Here is a 21,637-nt window from a genome sequence, read left to right as displayed (position 1 = left end):
TATCTAATCGGGTTAGTTTGTATTTTGGAGTTGCAGTTTTTTTCTTTTTTATCATATTTCCTTTTATAAACGATTCGAGGAGCATGTTAATCTTGTTTACACAAATATTCATCTTCGCAATCTTCGCGATGAGTTTTGATATTCTATTAGGTTACACGGGAATTGTTTCGTTTGGACATTGTATGTTCTTTGGAATCGGTGCTTATTGTGTCGCACTCTTATTCGATCGACAAGAGGCATCGATATCAAGTTTTTTAATAGGGATTATAGTAGCAGTCGCTTTATCAGCAGTTATTAGTTATATGATTGGTATGCTTTCCTTACGATTAAAAAGTCACTTTTATGCGATGCTAACACTGGCGATTTCTCAACTATTCTTTGTGCTCGCTGAAAAGTGGAGAACGGTCACGCATGGGGGAGATGGGTTTACATTCCGTGTACCTGATATATTTCGAGACCGCTTCACATTTTACTATATTACATTAATAAGTCTTTTGCTTTTTTATTTATTACTACAACTGTTTACAAAATCTTCAATCGGAAAAGTGTTGAAAGCGATTTCGCAAAATGAACAACGTATGGAGGCACTTGGTTATAAAATCCTTCACTATAAAGTAATTGCGAGTGTTGTAGCTGGAATTGTAGCATCTGTGAGCGGTGCATTATTTGTTATTACACTCCGCTTTGTAAATACGACCGTGTTCTCAATTGACATGACGCTGAATGCTTTATTAATGACAACAATCGGTGGCATTGGGACATTAGTAGGAGGGGTAATAGGGGCAGGGATAATTGAATCTATGAAATACTATTTGTCAGAGCTTGCTGCACAGTATCCAATCTTTGAACGATGGACAATTTTTCTTGGTTTATTATATATCATCGTCTTATTAGGTCTTCCAACAGGTATGATTGGAACAGTTAGGAAGTTGGTGAACTGGAAACGCCATAAGAAAAAAGAGAAGAAGGAACAAATTGAGCATAGTGTTTAATGCAATAGAAAACGGACTCTTTGATTGGAGAGTCCGTTTTTGTATAAAATGGTACAATTGTATGTTTTTTATTTTGAAAATTAAATAACTAAAAATTAATTTATTAAATGAAATACTTTTATCTCCAATTTAGATAGTCGAATTTTACAACATGAAATGTTATGATGCCATTAAGATAGAATAAGTTTGGAAGGGGTCTAGAAATAACGAATATGGATAAAGAAAAACAACAATTGAGCGTTGAAGTTGCAAGGTTATATTACCAATCCGATTATAGTCAACAAGAAATTGCAAATAAATTGAATATTTCAAGGCCGACTATTTCAAGGTTGTTAAAATATGCAAAAGAAAAAGGGTTTGTTCAAATTCATATAGCCGATCCATTTGCTGATTTAGATAATGTGGGTAACCTACTTAAAGAAAAATATAATTTATTAGAAGCGCATGTCGTATTTTCCCCTGTACCAGAGTACACGGCCATTACGGAGTATATTAGTAAGTATGCTGCTGAATATATGGAAAATAATGTTGATAATGGTGATATTGTCGGTGTGAGCTGGGGAACGACAATGTATGAAATCGCCAGAAAAATTATACCACAGCATGTAAAAGGAGTGGAGGTTGTCCAATTAAAAGGGGGCATCAGTCATTCAAGTGTAAATACATATGCAAATGAGACAATCGCCTTATTTGCAGATGCTTTTCAAACGACACCGCGAAATTTACCACTTCCAGTTATATTTGATAATGCAGTGACAAAGGAATTAGTAGAACAGGATCGACATATCCACCATATTATTGAAATGGGAAAACAAGCGAATATTGCGATTTTTACTGTTGGAACTGTTCGAGATGAAGCTTTATTGTTTCGGTTAGGTTATTTAGATAAACAAGAAATGAGCCTATTAAAAGAGCAAGCTGTTGGGGACATTTGTTCACGTTTCTTTGATGCAGATGGTAAAATTTGCAGCGAGGAAATTAATAAGCGTACAATTGGAATTGATTTAGATGAACTACGTCTAAAGAAACGTTCTGTTCTTGTTGCTGGAGGTTTTAGAAAAGTAAAGGCAATTGATGGTGCGTTAAGCGGAGGGTATGCGAATGTATTGATTATCGATCAGCATACCGCAAAAGAGTTGCTAAATTATCAAAAAGGATAGAGCAGGAGATCTCTCAAAGTTCATTTGAGAGATCTTTTTTCTACAGTTGTGAACAAAATTTCAAAACTGTGTTTACATTTGTTCAAAATAGAGTTAGAATGAAGTTGTTAAAAGACATGAGGAGTGAAGAAAATGAACATTGCAAAATTAATTGATCATACAGTTTTGAAACCAGATACTAAAAAAGAAGACGTTATGAAAGTTTTAGAAGAAGCAAAGAAATATAATTTCGCTTCGGTTTGTATTAATCCTACGTGGGTAAAATTAGCTGCTGAAGAATTAGCAGGGCATGATGTAGATGTTTGCACAGTAATTGGTTTCCCTTTAGGTGCGAATACAACTGAAACAAAAGTATTTGAAACAAAAGATGTAATTGCAAAAGGTGCAACTGAAGTTGATATGGTAATCAACGTTGGCGCTTTAAAAGATGGCGATAATGAATTCGTTGAAAAAGATATTTACGAAGTTGTACAAGCTGCAAAAGGAAAAGCACTTGTAAAAGTTATTATTGAAACATGCTTATTAACAGATGAAGAAAAGGTACGTGCTTGTGAATTGTCAGTAAAAGCTGGTGCTGATTTTGTAAAAACTTCAACTGGATTCTCAACTGGTGGAGCGACTGCTGAAGATATCGCATTAATGCGTAAAACAGTTGGAGAAAACGTTGGCGTGAAAGCATCTGGTGGAGTTCGTACAAGAGAAGATGCAGAGAAAATGGTGAAAGCTGGCGCTTCTAGAATTGGAGCAAGTGCTAGTGTTGCAATTGTGTTAAATGACACAACTGGCGGTTCAAGTACTTATTAATCTATAAAAAGGTGTAAGTAATAGATACACAAATTGTTGAAAGACATAGTGTATCTATTACTTTAACACTTAAAAAATATGTAAGCGGATACGAAAGGGAGGGAGAATGTAATGAAGTACTTAATAGGTATTTTAGGCCTCGTTATTATTTTATGTATCGCATGGCTTGCCAGTAATAACAGAAGAAAGATAAAATACCGTCCTATTGTAACGATGATTATCCTGCAGTTTATTTTAGGTTTTTTGCTTTTAAATACAGGTGCAGGGAACATCTTAATAAGTGGGATCGCAGATGGATTTGGACAATTATTAAAGTACGCTGCTGATGGTGTTAATTTTGTATTCGGCGGTTTGGTAAATAAAAATGAGTTTTCGTTCTTTTTAGGGGTATTAATGCCAATTGTATTTATCTCAGCTTTAATAGGTATTTTACAACATATTAAAGTATTGCCATTCATTGTGAAATACATTGGTCTCGTTTTAAGTAAAGTGAATGGAATGGGAAAACTTGAATCCTATAACGCTGTAGCTTCAGCGATTTTAGGGCAGTCAGAAGTATTCATCTCTGTTAAGAAACAGTTAGGGTTATTGAGTGAAAGAAGATTATATACATTATGCGCGTCTGCAATGTCAACGGTGTCGATGTCTATAGTGGGATCCTATATGGTTCTTTTAAAACCAGAGTATGTTGTAACCGCTTTAGTGTTAAACCTGTTTGGTGGGTTTATTATTGCCTCTATTGTTAATCCGTATGAGGTTACTGAAGAAGAAGACATTTTAGAAGTACAAGAAGAAGAGAAGAAAACCTTTTTTGAAGTGCTAGGGGAATATATTATAGATGGTTTTAAAGTTGCGATGACTGTAGCTGCTATGCTGATTGGATTCGTTGCTTTAATCGCTTTTGTTAACGCTATATTTAAAGGCGTAATTGGAATCTCGTTCCAAGAAATTCTTGGATATGTATTTGCTCCATTTGCCTTTATTGTAGGGATTCCATGGGATGAAGCTGTTAACGCCGGTAGTATTATGGCAACAAAACTCGTATCGAATGAATTTGTAGCGATGACAAATTTAGCCCAAGGGAATTTCCATTTTACAGGAAGAACAACTGCTATCTTATCAGTATTTCTTGTTTCATTTGCAAACTTTTCTTCTATTGGGATTATTGCTGGTGCTGTTAAAAGTTTACATGAAAAACAAGGAAATGTTGTGGCAAGATTTGGTTTGAAATTACTGTTTGGGGCAACATTAGTTAGCTTTTTATCAGCGACTATTGTTGGCTTAATATATTAAGCGTTTAACAGGGTTAATTTTTAATAACTAAAAATGAAAAGGATTGGTGATCAGAATGAGAATGGTAGATATCATTGCGAAAAAACGTGACGGTAAAGAATTAACAACAGAAGAAATTCAATTTTTTATTAAAGGATATACAGATGGAACAATCCCTGATTATCAAGTAAGTGCACTTGCAATGGCTATCTTTTTCAAAGATATGTCTGACCGTGAACGTGCAGATTTAACAATAGCAATGGTTGAATCTGGAGAAACGATTGATTTATCAGAGATTGAAGGGGTTAAAGTAGATAAACATTCAACTGGCGGTGTTGGTGATACAACAACATTAGTTTTAGGGCCGTTAGTGGCAGCTTTAGATGTACCTGTTGCGAAAATGTCTGGGCGCGGTTTAGGACATACAGGTGGAACAATTGATAAATTAGAAGCAGTAGAAGGTTTCCACGTTGAAATTACGAAAGAACAATTTATTGACATCGTAAACCGTGATAAAGTTGCAGTAATTGGACAAACTGGAAATTTAACACCTGCTGATAAAAAAATATATGCCCTGCGTGACGTGACAGGAACAGTAAACTCGATTCCATTAATCGCAAGTTCCATCATGAGTAAAAAAATCGCAGCTGGTGCTGATGCAATTGTCCTAGATGTAAAAACAGGTGCTGGTGCATTTATGAAAACAGAAGAAGATGCGATTGAATTAGCTCATGCAATGGTGCGAATCGGGAATAATGTTGGCCGTCAAACAATGGCTGTTATTTCTGATATGTCACAACCTCTTGGGTTTGCAATTGGTAACGCTCTTGAAGTAAAAGAGGCAATTGATACATTAAAAGGAGAAGGTCCAGAAGACTTAACAGAATTGGTGCTTGTATTAGGAAGCCAAATGGTTGTACTTGCTAAAAAAGCAAATACGTTAGAAGAAGCACGTGAAATGTTGAAAGAAGTTATGAAAAACGGTAAAGCAATTGAGAAGTTCAAACAATTTTTACACAATCAAGGCGGAGACAGTTCGATTGTTGATCAGCCAGAAAAATTACCACAAGCGAAATATGTAATTGATGTACCTGCTAAAACTTCAGGAGTTGTGTCTAACATTGTTGCTGATGAAATTGGTATTGCTGCGATGCTTCTAGGAGCAGGCCGAGCTACGAAAGAAGATGAAATAGACTTAGCTGTTGGTTTAATGTTACGTAAAAAAGTTGGCGATGCGGTAAAAGAAGGAGAGCCATTAGTAACGATTTATGCAAATCGCGAGGAAGTTGAAGAGGTAAAAGCAAAAATTTATGAAAATATCTCTATATCAGAAAAGGCTGAAGCTCCAAAATTAATCTATACTGTTATCACTGATTAATAATGAATAATCACATTTACTTTGAGGAGGAATTGATATGAATAAACAAAAATATATTGAAGAAGCAAATAAAATGTTGTCGAAAGCTTATATTCCGTATTCAAAGTTTCCTGTTGGAGCGGCACTCGTTACGAAAGATGGTAAAATTTATACAGGCTGTAATATAGAAAATGCATCATACGGTTTATGTAATTGTGCTGAAAGAACAGCAATCTTTAAAGCAGTGTCAGAAGGAGAACGTGATTTCAGTTATTTGGTTGTAACAGGTAATACCGATGGACCTATTTCACCATGCGGAGCTTGCAGACAAGTGATTGCAGAATTTTGCGATTCGAAAATGCCAGTGTTATTAACGAACCAAAAAGGTGATGAAAAAGAAGTAACAGTTGAACAATTGCTGCCAGGTGCATTTTCGATAGAGGATTTAAAATAAGTATTGTATGATTTGAAAATTATAAATGAACTTTTTTTCTAATTGAACTATACCTCGAGTCGTGGACACTTAAAAGTCTATGGTTCGGGGTTTTTTGTATTTTCATAGTTTTGCTTTATTTTGTATTAACGGGTTATTAAAATGGTGAGGGATTCTTCATAATAAACTAGTTCCTTTAGTGGTAAGTTTATATATTCATTGCTTTCAAAATAATAATATAAATAATTATTCTGTAAAAAAATAGCTTATTACAGTGTAAATTACGCCCTATTCTTATGCAATTTTACATACCCAAATATAGGGAACGTTTATAAAGAATAGTATTTTGTTATATCAAAAGCATTTTTATGGGAATAAAAACCTGTATTAAATTGTAATAATTATAAATTTAATAGAAATATCAAATGAAAATTAATGTATTACATGAAAAATGAATTTACTAATTTTTTATTAATATAATTATTTTTAAATTATATTATCTGAATATCGAGTTGTTATTTGGTGATGAACAAAATTTTATGATTTACTTGATAAAAACATAATGTTTTAATAAGGACATAAGATCGTTACAGTGTATGGGATACAAAATCAAGTTTAACTTCGACGTGTCTTTTATGTAACTTCTTAGGGAATAGGGCTGTAGTAGGGCATTATGTACAAGTATTTTTAATGTATACTCAGATTCCCATTATCAACATCTATTTAACAATCTATAAAGATAAAAAGTAATAAGGCTGGATTACATAAGTTAAAATTTGAAAATTCAGTCTAACTGCTTTGTCTGAAAAATCATAATTGATAGGAGGAATTGCTATGAAAAAAACGTTAGTCGCAGGGTTATTAGTTACAGCAGTATCTACAAGTTGTTTCTCACCTGTAAATACTTTTGCAGAAAGTAAGACAACTTATTTACAACCAAGTAGTATACTTGGACCCGCTACGGATAGGTTATCAAATTCGATTACGACATTAGGATCACAGACGCCATTAATTCAAGGATATGGGCTAATCATATTACAGCAACCAGATCTTGATGTAAATACTATATATGGAATAACAACTGATCAAGGTACTATAAGAAACCATGTTCGAGACTGCCTGGATGTAAATAACCACAAATTATCCGTTGTAAATCAAGACATACAGAGTTTTGGAATAAGATTTACAAATTATTACAATACATTGGTTGAACTAGCTGGAAAAATGAATGAAGATCCGCAAGCAAAAGCATTATTTGTACGTATTTTTAATTTAATTCAAGGTGACGTGCAAAAAATTCAGTATAATATGAAAATAACTTCAGAAGACTTAAACTATTCTAAAAACGAATTGGTTGAAGATAGTAATAATTTTTCTAGTAAAGTTAGCAGAGCGTTTGAATCTTATAAGGGTTCAAACGGAGACATTGAAAAATTAAGAACGGAAATGGGACAACTTAATGCAGGCATTCAAGAAGATTTTGAAAAACTTCTAGCTCTACCAAAAGAAAATCTAGACGGCTCTTTAAATATTACAAAGTCGATTATTAATATTTTGAAAGATGGAGTTAAGGAGAAAACTGTAGACGTGTCTAATTTGGAAGCAGTTTATAACCAATATGGACAACTTACAAATGATAAAGTAACAGAACTGAATAAAGCTATTGCTCAGAAGCAACAGAAACTAATTCAATTGGTACAAAATTTAGCGAATATTGAAGTGCAAGCAACTCAAATGACACTTATTGAGCAGCAATTAAATAACCTTACAAGAACAGTTAAAAAGCAAACTCAGAGTTTTGACAATCTAGTAAGTAGTTGGGACACCTTTAATAACATAGTGACTGAAACGGGGACAAGTCTTAATACTGATGCGAAAATAGATTCTAATTCATTACAAGCACGATTAAAAGAACTCAAACAGTTTACGGATGAATTGAAAAAACAAACAACGGAATATCAAGAGAGTGTTACAAAAATAAAAGTAACAGGATGAAATTTGTAGAATGAAGAACTATAATTCTTAACAATATCATATGAGGAGAGAAAAATGTGATGAAAAAACCTTATAAAGTAATGGCTTTATCTACATTAATAGCAACAATCGTAGCGGGTGGCATTATGCCATCATATGCCTCGGCAGAGGAACCAGCACCTATTTATGCAAATCAAGACCTTAAATACCCTAGTTATTACCTTGGACCAACAGGGCTTGATCATGCGATGAAGGACACTAAATCCAATATGTTGGTAATGGACCTGTATGCTTTAACTATTCTTAAACAAGCAGATATTAATTTGGATGGTTTACCTTCAGTTGGCGATAAGTTAAAAACAGACATTAAAGCCAACCAAAATCTTACTAGAGAAAATGCAACATACTGGTTAAATAATTTGAAATCAGGGATAGTTACGACGAATCAAAATATTATCAGTTATGATACAAAATTCCAAAATTATTCTCGTTATTTATTACAATATAAAAATGATCCAGTCAAACTAACAGCTTTGCTTACAAAGTTGAATGGTGAAGTTTCACAGAATAAAGATCAAGTGACCAAATTAGTGGAGGATTTAAAAAGCTTTCGCGGCAAATTAGAAAAAGATACACAAAATTTAAAAGGGAATGCTGAAGAAATCGTAAATATTTTAACTGGTCAAGAAGCTGGAATTCCACTGTTTCAGAAACAAATCGAAACAAATAAAGCGGTAATCGATGAGAATAACAAAATTTATATTGCATCGTCGGTTGCAACTGCTGCTGGTGCATATTTAGTTCTTTCACCTTTTGCGCCCTTTGGTGCACCTATATTAGGAGGCGGGATATACGGAGTAGTTTCATCGCAGCAGCAGATAATCAAGGCACAAGAAGAAATTATAACGCTAACACAAAATATTTCAATGGCGCAACTACAGTCAGCTAGGTTAACGATAGTGCAAAGTGATATTAAAAATTTAACAGATACAATTGATAAAGCTATTGTTTCTCTTGAAAATATAAAGACTGCGTGGGATGGAATGGGAACAAAATATGACGCATTGATTAAGAGTGCTAAAGCTGTTGACCCAGAATTCCTTGCTATGGATATAACAGCAGATCTGGATACAGCGAAGGATCATTGGGAGCAGATTAGAAAGTATGCTGAAAATATTCAAAATAGTGAGATTTCGTTCTTGAAATAATAATAGTACTTCAAGAAATTGCCGAAGTAATGAAAAATATAATATACTGAGTTTCCTTTTTGAAGAACATATAATGTGAGTCTCCTGTTCAAGTTTGAGCAGGAGACTTCCTATATAGTTATGAAACTTAATAAAGATTATAGAATAAGAAAGTATGAGAACCTCTATTTTAATATGTTGTTTTATTTGCAATAATCATAATTCATTTGAAGTAAAGAATAGAAGCTTATGAATTTAATAAAATATGTGATGCATGTGAAAGAGTAGGTGAAAAAGATGAATAAGAATTTATATAAGAAAATTATTTTGTCAACAATCATTACGGGAATGGCAGCGAGTAATGTAATTCCACTTCATGCTTTGGCAGCAGAACAAACTGTGTCCCAACAGCAAGAAAGTTTGAAGAACTATTCCCTTGGTCCTGGTGAATTTAAAGAAGTAATGGGAAAAATGGTGGCAAATATCCTTACAATGGATTCATATGCCAATACAATCAGTAATCAACAGCTGACAGATTTAAGTAAAATAAGTTCTATAAATAGTGATTTACAAGCAAACATGATTAAGCATCAACGGGATGCAATAGAGAATGCCGATTTTTGGTTCATGTATTTTAAAACTCGTATTATGTACACGCATCAGAATATTGTAAGTTATAATGATACGTTTCAAGCAAGTTATAAGCTTTTACTAACTGCTATAGAGCAAAAAGATACAGAGAAATTAAAATATGAACTAGAAAATTTGTACAATAGTATTTTGTACAATAGTCAAAAATTAGATGTACTGTTAGAAAAATTGAAAAATTTTCAAGGTGAAATAGCAGAAAATACAAGAAATTTCAAAGAAGATTTCAATCAATTGGAGAATATTCTAGAAAGTACGAACGCTGGTATTCCGCTTCTACAACAACGAATTGAGAATTGTAATAATACAATTAAAGAAAACTATGATAAACGTGGTGGCTATATAGCTTTATCTGTATTTATGCCTCCGATTGGTATACCACTGATTGTCACTACTGACAAGAATATCGCATCTGCACAACAAGAAATAGAACAATTAAAGTCCAGAATTTCTGGAGCAGAGGCAGAAGTAGTTATTTTGACTGATGCCAAAAATAAAACGGAACATATGGCTGCAACAGTTGGTACAGCTGTTACTGCTCTTGAAAATATAAAGACTCAGTGGGATGTAATCGGGGTCAAATATAAATCATTGCTTAAAAGTGTTGACCAAATTAGCCCAGACCTGCTTGCTCTTATGATAACAGCAGATCTGGATACAGCGAAGGATAATTGGCAAGACCTTAAAAATTATGCGGATAAATTATATGAAGGTGCTAAGATTGTACAAGGAGAATAGATTATAAAAGTAGACCCACCAGAAGAACGAATTATACAAATGGCACCGGATTGCACCTGAATACATGTAAATAATATTAAAAACATACAACCTTGTATTTGTTGGTAAGGTTGTATGTTTTTTTATAGAGATGTATTTCAATATCCAAATCTATTTGTAAAAACATAAACTTATTTAAATTTATATATATAAAGTATGGTAATGCAGAATAAAACATGATTTGTTTTCTCCTTATTTCTGTAGAAAGAGTATAATAAAATGGAAGAAGTAGACATTATAGGGGATTGCTTTGTATTGGTGTAGAAATACAATTAACATCCTATTTCAATTTTGTATTAAGTATAAATGATAAAAGAAGAGACGGTGATACGATGACGAAGAAAGAAAGAATAGAAACAGGATGGAACTTTGATAACAGTTATGCCCGTCTACCGAAATCGTTTTTTTCGGGTCTTAGTCCAGCGCCTGTTTGCTCACCGAAATTGGTTATTCTCAATCACCCGTTGGCAACATCATTGGGATTAAATGCCGAGGAATTAGAAAGTGATGAAGGGGTAGCAGTACTTGCAGGAAATAGGATTCCTGAAGGTGCGTTTCCTCTTGCTCAAGCATATGCAGGTCATCAATTTGGGCATTTTAACAGGTTAGGGGACGGTAGAGCTTTGCTACTTGGCGAGCAGATTAATTCTTTAGATGAGAGGTTTGATATTCATCTGAAAGGTTCTGGCCGTACGCCATACTCTCGCAGAGGAGATGGACGAGCAGCATTAGGACCAATGTTACGTGAATATATTATTAGCGAAGCAATGCATGCGCTTGGAATTGCTACGACCCGCAGTCTGGCAGTAGTGACAACTGGTGAGTCAATTATCCGTGAAACGGAACAGCCTGGTGCAATTCTCGTTCGTGTGGCTGCAAGTCACCTGCGCGTTGGCACTTTTCAGTATGCTGCTCAGTGGGGGACTATTGAAGAACTCCAAATGTTAGCTGACTATACATTAGATCGACATTATCCAGGCGGTGATGTAGCTGAAAATCCCTATCTTTTCTTACTTGAGGAAGTAATTAAGCGTCAAGCTTCGCTGATTGCGAAATGGCAACTAGTTGGTTTTATTCATGGGGTGATGAATACTGATAATATGACTATAAGCGGAGAAACAATTGATTATGGCCCTTGTGCGTTTATGGATATTTATGATCCGGCAACAGTATTCAGTTCCATTGATATTCAAGGGCGTTATGCTTATGGTAACCAGCCGCATATGGCAGGCTGGAATCTTGCGAGATTTGCTGAAAGTATACTACCATTGCTTCACAGCGATGATGAAATGGCTATTAAAATGGCTCAGGATGCCATTTTAAATTTTAACGATTTGTATAATGCGAACTGGCTTGCGGGAATGAGAGCGAAATTGGGGATATTTAATGAAGAAATACAGGATAAATCCCTTATTGAAGATTTCCTTACGATCATGCTGAAATATCAAGCGGATTATACGAATACCTTCCGGGCGTTAACTGTTGATAAGCTTGAGAACATGGCCTTGTTTGAGACTGCAGAGTTTGCCCAGTGGCATGAACGGTGGCAGGAAAGACTCGGTAGACAGGAAGAATCTAAAGAGTCCTCACATATATTGATGCGAAAAAGCAATCCGGCGATTATTCCTCGAAACCACAGGGTAGAAGAGGCATTAGAAGCTGCAGTGAAGCATGAGGATTATAGCGTGATGGAGCGCCTTCTTAATGTCCTTTCCAATCCTTACGCGTACTCACCTAAGCAAGAAGAGTATACGGCGCTACCTGAACTATCGGCCTGTGCTTACCGAACGTATTGTGGTACTTGATAGAAGTATTAGGAATAGTGCTTTTTACAAGATAGTTTACGAATTGTACAAAAAATGCTACTTCTTTATTTGAGGTAGCATTTTTTAATTTGTTTTTAGTAGGGGTCACAGATTTCTGCTTTTAATTTGTCTGGAATAATAATGAAACAACCGTTTTCATCAACAGAAATTAATTCCCTTCTTTTTAACTGATTAATTGTGCGACTAATTGTTTCTCTTGATGTTCCAATCATATTGGCGAGTTCTCGATTCGTAAACTGTGTTGTTAATGTGTATGTACTATTCATTTCTACACCATTGGACTTACATAAACGGAGTAATAACATAATAATTTGTTCGTAAGTATCGTGAAGAATTTGTTCTTCTAATCGGTTCTGAAGATCCACAATTTTTTCTCCAAGAACCTTAAACATTTTAATACATAATTCAGGATGCTGAATCAAAATTTTCTCGAAATCAGCGATTGGAGTAACGATCAATTGTGCAGTCTCAAGTATTTCAGCATGTGCTGGGAAGGTGCCTTTTTGGAAAAAGCCAGCATGAGGAAACATTTCTCCAGCTTGAAGTACTGAAACAATTTGCTCTTTTCCAGTGGTATCTGTTTTTTGAATTTTGACTTTACCAGAGTGGATAAAAAATACGCGATCAAGTGTGTCGCCCTGCATAAATACAAATGATTTTTCCTTATACATTCGTAATTGTGAAATGTCTACAATAGGCTGAAGTTCTTCTTCGGAAAGTTCTTTAAAGAGAGGGACTTCCTGTAAATGTTTTTTTATCATTTTTGCTTTCATATACACAACTCCTTAATAATTCCAATCATATCTATATAATAAAGTTATACCAAATTTTTAAATGAAGCAGTGATAAAAATCATATTTGTGATAAAGTGAAACTTTTATCCGTAACAGAAAAAGTACATAAGAAATAGAACATGAGCAAAAAGTGCTTATGTTCTATTTTTTACGTATAAGCGGAATCTATTTAAGAGTTTATTCAAAATCAAAAAATGTTTTTTTGAGCCTTAATTTGATATCTATAGACTCACCTAAGCCTGTGCAATTGCACGTGGGAACAAAATATTATTTTCTAGATGAATGTGCTGGAATAGGTCGGATTCAAGTGCTGCAAGTCGGTGATAGACAAGGCGATAAGTACCACAAGCTCCTTCTGGAGGAGTAAAATCATTCGTAATGTTACGAAGTTCTTTTATAATATCACCAGCATGACTATGCTCAATTTCCAGTTGTTCTACCACTTTGCTTAATTTCATATAATTTTCATCAGTTGGATTTCGCTCAAATGCTAAAATCAACGGAAAATCTTCTGTTTCTTCTTTTATTATATGCTGTTCTAATTCAGTTTTTAGTTCATGGAATAGCTTGTGAATTTGAGCTAAATGAGGCTGTTTTGCTCCATGAACTCGGAATACTTTTGTTACATATGGACTTAACTGTGGTAATTCTTCATTTAAAAAGTGATGATGTTTATTCACAATATAGTCAATTAATTCGTTATAAGAGGCGGTTGTCCAGTCAATCTTTGATTCATTTAATACTTTTGTTTCATGATAAAGAGTATTTAAGTTTGTTATAACCTCTTCTACTGATAAATTTCTCTCATGAATTGCATCGATAAGTGGTCTGTTACCTCCACAACAAAAATCTATTCTATATGATTTGAAAAGGTCGCTTGCTTTTGGAAATTTCGTAACAATATCACCAATCACAGAAGTCTCAGTAAACATATGTTCCATATGAATGCCTCCATAAAATTTAAATGTTGTATCTAGATTAAAAATATCAATAAATTTAAGTTGATGTAGTGATATATATCACTGATAACCTGTGAATTTCACCATACGTTGTTTGTGTATTATAGCCATATGCTAAAAGAGCCAAGTATGAAAATGAAATTGCTGCATTTTTCAAGAGTAAATAACGATATTTTCATAGAGTGAAATGTATTTGTTTATTTGACGGAAAATTATAACAATAATACAATGAAATAAACTGGATAGACAGTTTTGAGGGGATTTATAGAACTTAAGGGGGATTGTTATGAAACAATCATTTTTTATTGGAAATCGAAAAAGATTAATAGAAACATTGCCGGATGAATCTGTTACCATTCTATTTGCTGGCCAGGCGCCTCATAAGTCGGCTGATTACCATTATAAATTTGTGCCAAACAGAAACTTCTATTATATGACCGGTATTGATGAGGCGAACGTTATTTTTGTGTTAAAAAAAGTAGGTGAAACAGTAGAAGAAATGCTCTTTATTGAGAAGGCAGATCCGGTTCTTGAAAAATGGGTAGGCAAAACAATTTCAAAAGAAGAAGCAGAAGCTATTTCAGGGATAAAAACGGTTGTGTACTTAGACAGTTTTGAATCATCAATAGAGAGAACGTTTTTTACAGAACAAGTTCAGCACGTGTATTTAGATTTAGAACGTCGTGAGTGGGCAGGGACAGAGACACGGACATTAACATTCGCCAAACAGGTAAGGGAACGTTATCCACACCTTACAATCGGTAACGTTTATCCGAATATTTCTGAATTACGCGTATTTAAAACAGATGAAGAAATTGAAAAGATAAAAGAAGCAATTATGGTTACAAAAGAAGGTATTTACAATGTACTTAAGCATGCGAAAGAGGATCAGATGGAATATGAATTAGAAGCCCATTTTGATTTTACACTAAAATCAGCTGGTATTAAGAATCATGCATTTAATACGATTTTAGCAGGTGGGAAAAATGCAACGGTACTGCATTATGAAGACAATGATTCTAAAATTAATAAAGGTGACTTAGTGCTGCTTGATCTTGGAGCTCAAAAGGATTACTACAATGCTGATATTAGCTTTACATTCCCAGCGAACGGAACATTTTCGAATCGCCAAAAACAGATTTACAATATTGTATTAAAGGCGTTGAGGGAAACAACTGAGCTTATGAGGCCTGGATTAAAATTCTCTGCGTTAAATGAACATACGAAAAAGGTGTTCACAGAAGAATGTAAGAAAATTGGTTTAATCCAAGAAGACTCAGAACTCTCCAATTATTATTACCATGGAGTGAGCCATTTCCTCGGTTTAGATACTCATGATGTAGGTTCGTACAAAGATCGAGTACTCGAAGCTGGCATGGTCATTACAGTGGAACCTGGCCTATATATTGAAGAAGAAGCAATTGGAATTCGTATTGAAGATGATATTCTTGTTACCGAAAATGGATATGAAAATCTGTCAAAGGACATAATCCGAACGGTTGAAGAGATTGAGGATTTCATGAGAGTACACAACCCAAATGTGAAGGATAGACAGATCGTTGTAAAATAAGAAGAGCGAAGGCGCCTAATGTGAGGCGTCTTTTTTCATGTTGTTTTAGAATTTAAGTAATATGTTATATAATGAGTTCTTATTGTGAAGGTACTAAAATTGAGCGTATAATATTAAAAGTCTATAGTAGGGTATACAAGATTATAGGTTATAATTATTTATGAAAATTTGTGAAGGCTTTAAAGAATTTATATGGAATTTAAAGAGATATTATTGAAGCAATACTGGAATGTAGATAGGGAGTTTTAAAATGAAATTAATTATTGCCGAGAAACCAGATCAAGGTTTGGCGCTTGTTTCTCAATTTAAATACAGGCGGAAAGATGGCTATTTAGAAGTAGAGGCGAATGAATTGTTTCCGAACGGGGCTTACTGTACATGGGCAATTGGTCATTTAACGCAGTTATGTAACCCGGAACATTATCATGCAGAGTGGAAAAAATGGTCATTAGATACGTTGCCAATGATTCCAGAACGCTTTCAGTTTGAAGTAACAAAGTCAAAGTATAAGCAATTTAATGTTGTGAAACAGCTGTTACATAATCCGCAAGTGACGGAAATTATTCATGCGGGAGATGCTGGGCGCGAAGGCGAATTAATTGTACGGAATATCATTAATCTTTGTAACGTACAAAAACCGATGAAACGCCTTTGGATTTCTTCCTTAACGAAGCAAGCAATTTATCAAGGGTTTAAAAGCTTACTTGATGAAGCTGATACGGTGAATACTTATTACGAAGCATACACACGGTCATGTGCCGACTGGGTAGTTGGGATGAATGCTTCTCGTGTTTTTAGCATTTTACTAAAGAAAAAAGGAATGAATGATGTTTTCTCTGCGGGGCGTGTTCAAACTCCAACACTTGCATTAATTGTGAAACGTGAGAAAGAAATTGAAAACTTTAAATCGGAGCCATTTTGGGAAGTGTTCGCAACCTTTAGTATAGAAGGAAAAAAATATGAAGGTAAGTGGGAACAAGATAATGAGTCACGCCTAAAGGACCCAAATATGGCAAATAAAATTGCTGCATTTTGTCAAAATAAACCGGCTGAAGTGAAAGAAATGAAAACAGAACGGAAAGAGTTTCAGCCGCCGTTTTTATTTAACTTGTCATCGTTACAAGCAACAGCGAATAAAGCATTTAAATTTTCGCCAAAGAAAACACTTGATATAACACAAGCATTATATCAAAAAGGAATTGTCTCGTATCCGCGTTCGGATTCTAACTATGTAACAGAAGGCGAGGCTGCTACGTTTCCTGATATTTTACAGAAATTAAGTCAGTTTGAAGAATATAAGGATGTATTGCCAGCGCCAATTCCTTCTATTATGAATAATAAGCGTTATGTAAATGAAAAGAAGGTTACAGATCACTACGCAATTATTCCAACAGAACAAGTAACGAATCCAAATAAATTATCAGGCGATGAAAGAAAAATTTACGATATGATTGTAAGAAGATTAATTGCAGCGCATTATGAAGCTGCGATTTTTGACTACACTACAATTACAACACTTGTTGATGGTCGTGCTGAATTCGTTTCGAAAGGAAAGCAGCAAATTCAAGAAGGATGGCGTAAAGTCATTTTTCAAGATGATAAAGATGAAGAAGCAATTCTTCCTATTGTACAAGAAAGGGAACAAGGCAAAGTTGTTAAGGTGAAAGTGAAAGAAGGAAAAACACAGCCGCCAAAACGATATACAGAAGGTCAGCTTATTACGTTAATGAAAACGGCTGGGAAGTATTTAGAAAATGAAGAACTGGAAAAAGTCTTGAAAAAGACAGAAGGTTTAGGTACTGAAGCAACTCGGGCTGGTATTATTACAATGCTGAAAGATCGAAAGTATATTGAGGTAAAGAAAAACCAAGTGTACGCCACTGATAAAGGGAAGGTACTCATAACTGCAATTGGTGATAAAATATTAGCTTCACCAGAAATGACAGCAAAATGGGAGCAGCGCCTTGCAGAAATAGGAGAAGGTACAGCGTCACCAGCTACATTTATGGAACAAACAAAAAAGCTCTCAGCAAAAATTATTGAAGATGCAATTGAAATGTCTGAGAAATGGGATTTTACGGGATTACACGTAGAATCGATTGAACGCTCCAATTCAAAATTTACAGTTGGTAAAAAGGTAGGGACATGTAAAAAATGTGATGGGGATGTCATTGATAAATCTACTTTTTATGGATGCTCGAACTATAATACAACGAAATGTGATTTTACAATTTCAAAGAAAATATTAGGAAAAACGATTTCGCAAAAGAACATGAAGAGGCTACTAAAAGGTGAACAAACAGAATTAATGAAAGGCTTTAAGAAGAACGATAAAACGTTTGACGCGAAGTTAGAGTGGAAAGATAATAAGATTAATTTTGTGTTTGAGAAGTGAGATGTCAACAAATAAAAAAGTTCTTTACTGGATAAAAATGTGTTGAGGAAAAATTAATTAGACTAGAAAAGACTTAAAAGGAAATAATAAGTTTTTGTTATTATTTTGATAAAATGTCGAGTTAGGAAAAAGAAGCGATAAGAATAAATCACATTGTTTAAATACAAATAAGTCAGTAAGCAAAAGAATGAATTGTTGTAGAGTTGCAAAAAAGTTGCAGACTAATACAATTTTGTTACGAAATATATGATAAAAAGCATGTCAATTTTATTAAAAGAAAGCCAATGATTCTTCCTATAATAATTGAAGTTTATAAAATGCCTATTTTCCCCCTAAATAGGCAATTATTTAAATTAACAGTATCCTTATTAAACTCTATCCATTTAGTTTAATAAGGATACTGTTATAAATTCCTATATGATGTTAATAATACATTCGCTATAAATAAATAGAAAAATCTTTCTTTGTATATGATGGGTTTACAAAGGTTTAGTTAGTTTAACAAAGCTTCGAGTCAAAAATCCCAATAGGAGGGAGAGATGGGGAAGTATTTTATTTACAACCTTGCTAGGAAAGTTAAATTATCTTTATAAAACATTTTAATCTAAAATATTATTAATTTAATTTTGTAATTCAGAAAAGATTTTTTTGATTTGTTCTTTTTTCTCTACGGGTAATTTTTTTAGAGATGAATCTGTTATACCATTTCTATTTAAAATATTTGAAATTAATAGATCGAACATTTCGCTATTTTGTTTTCCGTCAAGTGTTGAAGAAATCATTTTTTTAAATCATCCATTCCAATATCCCTCCAAATTGGGTTTAAATTAGTAGTTAGTATTATCTAACTAGCATCATTATATGAAATAGAACAGATATGGTTAGGACAAGTATCATTTTTCAAAAAATTTTCACAATATTTTTTAGTAAATAATAGATTACATTAGTCTTCTTTCCACAATTTTGTAGAAAGGCTTTTTTGATAACTGATTTTAACTTACTCTCAACATTAAAAAATGATATTCGATATATATAGATATATTTCGATGCGAACCTTTTTAAGGAGAAAAATTGTTTTAAGAGTTTTTTATTTGAACTAAATTTCATTTTGTTTCTATCCTTAAGTTGACCCCTAATCCTTCAAATTCCCCACATAAAATATTTCATTAATTATATATAAATCCTGTTTTCTAACGTCACTTAATAAGAAAATAATATCTGGATTATAAGCGATTAAATCGTTTTCTATCATGTAATCTTTTATCCCATTAATATCGACAAATATAAGATGATCGTCTTATTAGAAGAATTATGAATAATGATTATTGGAGAGGCCCAGATAAAACAGAAGAAGTTATAAAAAAGATCGAATTTTCCATAATTGAATTAGTAACTTTCTTTTAAATGATTGACTAAGCTTGATGAAAAATAAGGTAGCAACAAATTCATAATGATCTTTTAGTCAGTACATACTATACCTAACTAGGTAGTGTATTTTGGAATTGTTTTCAATTGGACGACTTACTCGAATATTAATTGTAGGGATAAAGTATCTTTGTAGATACCTACTTGCTATGAATTTTTTTATAGTAACAAAGAGTTTAATTTTATTTTAAACCAACATTTAAATTAGGACGGGGCAAAAAATTTGAATAGGGGATATAGCCATGGAAAATTTATATATGTGTCAAAACTAATTTTATACAATTTACAAAGTTGGAATGAGTAGCAGATAAAGAGTTGTTGATTAATAAAAAAAGTAAGGAGTGAAATGAATGAAATATGAAGCGGTATATACAGTTGAAATTTCAGTAGGTACTGAATTAGTAGTAAATCATAACATTAAGGCTCGTGATATTGAAGAAGTCATTAGAACACTTTCAAAAAAATATTTAGATAAAGATAAGAGTACATTGGATAAAGTTGGAGATTGAGGAGTTTGTATAAAGAGTACAATGTTTATGAAATGTAAGGGTAGAACGAGTAGGTATGTTCAAGGAGGATAAAGAATGGCTTGTCATGATAGTGAAAATGAAATGAAAGAGCAGAAAGATTTAACATGGTGGCAGCTATCACTAATTGGCATTGGATGTACAATAGGAACGGGTTTTTTTCTCGGATTAAGTATAGCAATTAAACTAGCTGGACCTTCAATTGTACTCGTGCTTATTTTAGCAGGTTTTACTACCTATACTGTATTTGAAGCTTTAGCAAAAATGACAATAGCAGATCCGCAAAAAGGTTCTTTTCGTACATACTCCAGAAAAGCATTTGGACATTGGGCAGGATTTTCGCACGGATGGACATATTGGTCTTCCGAACTATTAATCATGGGTAGTCAACTAAGTGCATTAGGAATATTTTCGCGATATTGGTTTCCTAATATTCCACTTTGGATATTTATTTCTATTTATGGAATAGCGGCTTTAATGGTCATTTTTATTGGTACTAAAGCTTTTGAACGTTTGGAAAATTGGATTGCAATAATCAAGGTGATAGCTATTGTAGGGTTTATAATAATAGCAATTATGATTATCTTTGGATTCATTCATGGCGGAATTCATAGGCCGCAACTTCCTAAAAATATAAAGGAATTCTTTCCAAAAGGTGTGCTAGGTTCTTGGTCAGCTCTGATTTATGCTTTTTATGCATTTGGAGGTGTTGAAATTATGGGGCTAATGGCAACGCGGCTTAAGGAGCCTAAGGATGCAACTAAATCAGGACAGGTAATGTTGTTCCTTTTGACAATTGTTTATATGTTATCTATAGGATTAGCTATAATAATGGTTCCAATTAATCAATTTAATATGAAAGAGAGCCCATTTGTAATAGCTTTACAGGACTATAATTTACCGTATATTCCTTTCATTTTTAATATCATTTTAATTTTAGCTGGATTTTCAACATTGGTTGGTTCTTTGTTTGCAGTAAATAGTGTATTAATAAATTTAGCTGAAGAAGGAGATGCACCAGCCGTATTTTCCAAAAAAGGGAAGAAGAATATCTCTTTACCTGCTTTCATACTTATCGTAATTGGGCTAGGAGCTTCAATTATTACAGCTTTATTGCTTCCAAAAAGTATATATGAGTACATAACAACAGCGGCTGGTTTGATGTTGTTGTATACTTGGATTTTAATTCTTCTATCTTTTAAGAAGTTAATGAATCCTAAAGGATGGGGACGGCTCAAAAGCATTATAGGTCTAACTGTTATTGTATTGGCTATAAGTGGAACAATATTTCAAAAAACAATCCGATTAGGCTTTATGGTCAGTTTTTTATTCCTAGCTATTATCATAGGGGCGACAATCTTCATGCATTTTTTATGGAAGAGAAAAGGAACTGTGTAATTTGCATGAAATGATAAGATGTTGAATTATACAGCAGTGTAGATTCAGTCGGCTTCTTTTTCAAAGTAATAATTATATTAGAGTATATTTATAATTTAAATGTGAGTTGCTTACATATGTAGCAATTCTTTATTCTTTA

17 protein-coding genes are annotated in these 21,637 nt (G+C 33.5%); 14 read left to right on the top strand and 3 right to left on the bottom strand.

What is annotated here, in order from left to right:
- Positions 1-83 precede the first annotated feature (83 nt).
- The 10 genes from AB1280_RS08805 to AB1280_RS08760 all read left to right on the top strand — a co-directional run bounded on the left by AB1280_RS08805 (position 84) and on the right by AB1280_RS08760 (position 12,409).
- Complete coding sequence (locus tag AB1280_RS08805; protein ID WP_429755600.1) at positions 84-992, top strand: branched-chain amino acid ABC transporter permease; 909 nt, start codon at positions 84-86, stop codon at positions 990-992.
- A gap of 212 nt (positions 993-1,204) precedes the next feature.
- Positions 1,205-2,152 carry a sugar-binding transcriptional regulator gene (locus tag AB1280_RS08800; protein ID WP_429755599.1) on the top strand — a complete coding sequence of 316 codons (948 nt, stop codon included), beginning with the start codon at positions 1,205-1,207 and terminating at the stop codon, positions 2,150-2,152.
- Between the two features lie 132 nt (positions 2,153-2,284).
- Positions 2,285-2,956: a deoxyribose-phosphate aldolase gene (gene deoC, locus AB1280_RS08795; protein ID WP_272190556.1), complete on the top strand. Its 672-nt coding sequence runs from the start codon at positions 2,285-2,287 to the stop codon at positions 2,954-2,956.
- Positions 2,957-3,067: 111 nt separating this feature from the next.
- Positions 3,068-4,249: a NupC/NupG family nucleoside CNT transporter gene (locus AB1280_RS08790; RefSeq protein WP_272190554.1), complete on the top strand. Its 1,182-nt coding sequence runs from the start codon at positions 3,068-3,070 to the stop codon at positions 4,247-4,249.
- 55 nt (positions 4,250-4,304) lie between these two features.
- Positions 4,305-5,606: a pyrimidine-nucleoside phosphorylase gene (locus tag AB1280_RS08785; RefSeq protein ID WP_429755598.1), complete on the top strand. Its 1,302-nt coding sequence runs from the start codon at positions 4,305-4,307 to the stop codon at positions 5,604-5,606.
- A gap of 37 nt (positions 5,607-5,643) precedes the next feature.
- The gene (locus AB1280_RS08780; protein ID WP_429755597.1) at positions 5,644-6,039 is read left to right on the top strand and encodes a cytidine deaminase; all 396 of its coding nucleotides are present in this window, start codon (positions 5,644-5,646) and stop codon (positions 6,037-6,039) included.
- An 813-nt stretch (positions 6,040-6,852) separates the two neighbouring features.
- Positions 6,853-8,013, top strand: a complete 1,161-nt coding sequence (locus AB1280_RS08775; protein WP_429755596.1) for an HBL/NHE enterotoxin family protein — start codon at positions 6,853-6,855, stop codon at positions 8,011-8,013.
- Positions 8,014-8,072: 59 nt separating this feature from the next.
- Entirely contained in the window at positions 8,073-9,200 is a 1,128-nt protein-coding gene (locus tag AB1280_RS08770; protein WP_429757314.1) for an HBL/NHE enterotoxin family protein, read from the top strand.
- A 276-nt stretch (positions 9,201-9,476) separates the two neighbouring features.
- Positions 9,477-10,565, top strand: coding sequence for an HBL/NHE enterotoxin family protein (locus tag AB1280_RS08765; protein WP_429755595.1), 1,089 nt, complete (start codon positions 9,477-9,479; stop codon positions 10,563-10,565).
- 371 nt (positions 10,566-10,936) lie between these two features.
- The gene (locus AB1280_RS08760) at positions 10,937-12,409 is read left to right on the top strand and encodes a protein adenylyltransferase SelO (RefSeq protein ID WP_429757313.1); all 1,473 of its coding nucleotides are present in this window, start codon (positions 10,937-10,939) and stop codon (positions 12,407-12,409) included.
- 95 nt (positions 12,410-12,504) lie between these two features.
- On the opposite strand, the gene AB1280_RS08755 is transcribed toward AB1280_RS08760, so the two are convergent.
- Positions 12,505-13,203: a Crp/Fnr family transcriptional regulator gene (locus tag AB1280_RS08755; RefSeq protein ID WP_429755594.1), complete on the bottom strand. Its 699-nt coding sequence runs from the start codon at positions 13,201-13,203 to the stop codon at positions 12,505-12,507.
- A 254-nt stretch (positions 13,204-13,457) separates the two neighbouring features.
- Positions 13,458-14,165 (bottom strand): iron-sulfur cluster repair di-iron protein, encoded by a 708-nt coding sequence (gene ric / locus AB1280_RS08750; RefSeq protein ID WP_429755593.1) that lies wholly within the window; start codon positions 14,163-14,165, stop codon positions 13,458-13,460.
- Between the two features lie 304 nt (positions 14,166-14,469).
- Between ric and AB1280_RS08745 the strand changes: the two genes are divergently transcribed.
- Entirely contained in the window at positions 14,470-15,753 is a 1,284-nt protein-coding gene (locus tag AB1280_RS08745; RefSeq protein WP_429755592.1) for an aminopeptidase P family protein, read from the top strand.
- 250 nt (positions 15,754-16,003) lie between these two features.
- Positions 16,004-18,148 carry a DNA topoisomerase III gene (locus AB1280_RS08740; protein ID WP_429755591.1) on the top strand — a complete coding sequence of 715 codons (2,145 nt, stop codon included), beginning with the start codon at positions 16,004-16,006 and terminating at the stop codon, positions 18,146-18,148.
- Positions 18,149-18,768: 620 nt separating this feature from the next.
- On the opposite strand, the gene AB1280_RS08735 is transcribed toward AB1280_RS08740, so the two are convergent.
- Complete coding sequence (locus tag AB1280_RS08735; RefSeq protein WP_429755590.1) at positions 18,769-18,930, bottom strand: spore coat protein; 162 nt, start codon at positions 18,928-18,930, stop codon at positions 18,769-18,771.
- Positions 18,931-19,923: 993 nt separating this feature from the next.
- On the opposite strand from AB1280_RS08735, the gene AB1280_RS08730 reads away from it, so the two are divergent.
- Together AB1280_RS08730 and AB1280_RS08725 are read left to right on the top strand one after the other, a co-directional pair.
- Complete coding sequence (locus AB1280_RS08730; protein WP_429755589.1) at positions 19,924-20,082, top strand: hypothetical protein; 159 nt, start codon at positions 19,924-19,926, stop codon at positions 20,080-20,082.
- A gap of 75 nt (positions 20,083-20,157) precedes the next feature.
- Positions 20,158-21,498, top strand: a complete 1,341-nt coding sequence (locus tag AB1280_RS08725) for an amino acid permease (RefSeq protein WP_429755588.1) — start codon at positions 20,158-20,160, stop codon at positions 21,496-21,498.
- Positions 21,499-21,637 lie beyond the last annotated feature (139 nt).

This window comes from Bacillus sp. S10(2024) (assembly GCF_050473865.1).
Classification (GTDB): Bacteria; Bacillota; Bacilli; order Bacillales; family Bacillaceae_G; genus Bacillus_A.
This window is presented reverse-complemented; position numbering and strand designations above follow the sequence as displayed.

Coding starts and splice junctions, on each gene's coding strand:
- AB1280_RS08775 (WP_429755596.1), top strand. CDS start 6,853: ATGAAAAAAACGTTAGTCGCAGGGTTATTAGTTACAGCAGTATCTACA.
- AB1280_RS08770 (WP_429757314.1), top strand. CDS start 8,073: ATGAAAAAACCTTATAAAGTAATGGCTTTATCTACATTAATAGCAACA.
- AB1280_RS08745 (WP_429755592.1), top strand. CDS start 14,470: ATGAAACAATCATTTTTTATTGGAAATCGAAAAAGATTAATAGAAACA.
- AB1280_RS08755 (WP_429755594.1), bottom strand. CDS start 13,203: ATGAAAGCAAAAATGATAAAAAAACATTTACAGGAAGTCCCTCTCTTT.
- AB1280_RS08805 (WP_429755600.1), top strand. CDS start 84: ATGTTAATCTTGTTTACACAAATATTCATCTTCGCAATCTTCGCGATG.
- AB1280_RS08765 (WP_429755595.1), top strand. CDS start 9,477: ATGAATAAGAATTTATATAAGAAAATTATTTTGTCAACAATCATTACG.
- AB1280_RS08725 (WP_429755588.1), top strand. CDS start 20,158: ATGGCTTGTCATGATAGTGAAAATGAAATGAAAGAGCAGAAAGATTTA.
- AB1280_RS08735 (WP_429755590.1), bottom strand. CDS start 18,930: ATGATTTCTTCAACACTTGACGGAAAACAAAATAGCGAAATGTTCGAT.
- AB1280_RS08740 (WP_429755591.1), top strand. CDS start 16,004: ATGAAATTAATTATTGCCGAGAAACCAGATCAAGGTTTGGCGCTTGTT.
- deoC (WP_272190556.1), top strand. CDS start 2,285: ATGAACATTGCAAAATTAATTGATCATACAGTTTTGAAACCAGATACT.
- AB1280_RS08790 (WP_272190554.1), top strand. CDS start 3,068: ATGAAGTACTTAATAGGTATTTTAGGCCTCGTTATTATTTTATGTATC.
- AB1280_RS08730 (WP_429755589.1), top strand. CDS start 19,924: ATGAAATATGAAGCGGTATATACAGTTGAAATTTCAGTAGGTACTGAA.
- ric (WP_429755593.1), bottom strand. CDS start 14,165: ATGGAACATATGTTTACTGAGACTTCTGTGATTGGTGATATTGTTACG.
- AB1280_RS08800 (WP_429755599.1), top strand. CDS start 1,205: ATGGATAAAGAAAAACAACAATTGAGCGTTGAAGTTGCAAGGTTATAT.
- AB1280_RS08760 (WP_429757313.1), top strand. CDS start 10,937: ATGACGAAGAAAGAAAGAATAGAAACAGGATGGAACTTTGATAACAGT.
- AB1280_RS08785 (WP_429755598.1), top strand. CDS start 4,305: ATGAGAATGGTAGATATCATTGCGAAAAAACGTGACGGTAAAGAATTA.
- AB1280_RS08780 (WP_429755597.1), top strand. CDS start 5,644: ATGAATAAACAAAAATATATTGAAGAAGCAAATAAAATGTTGTCGAAA.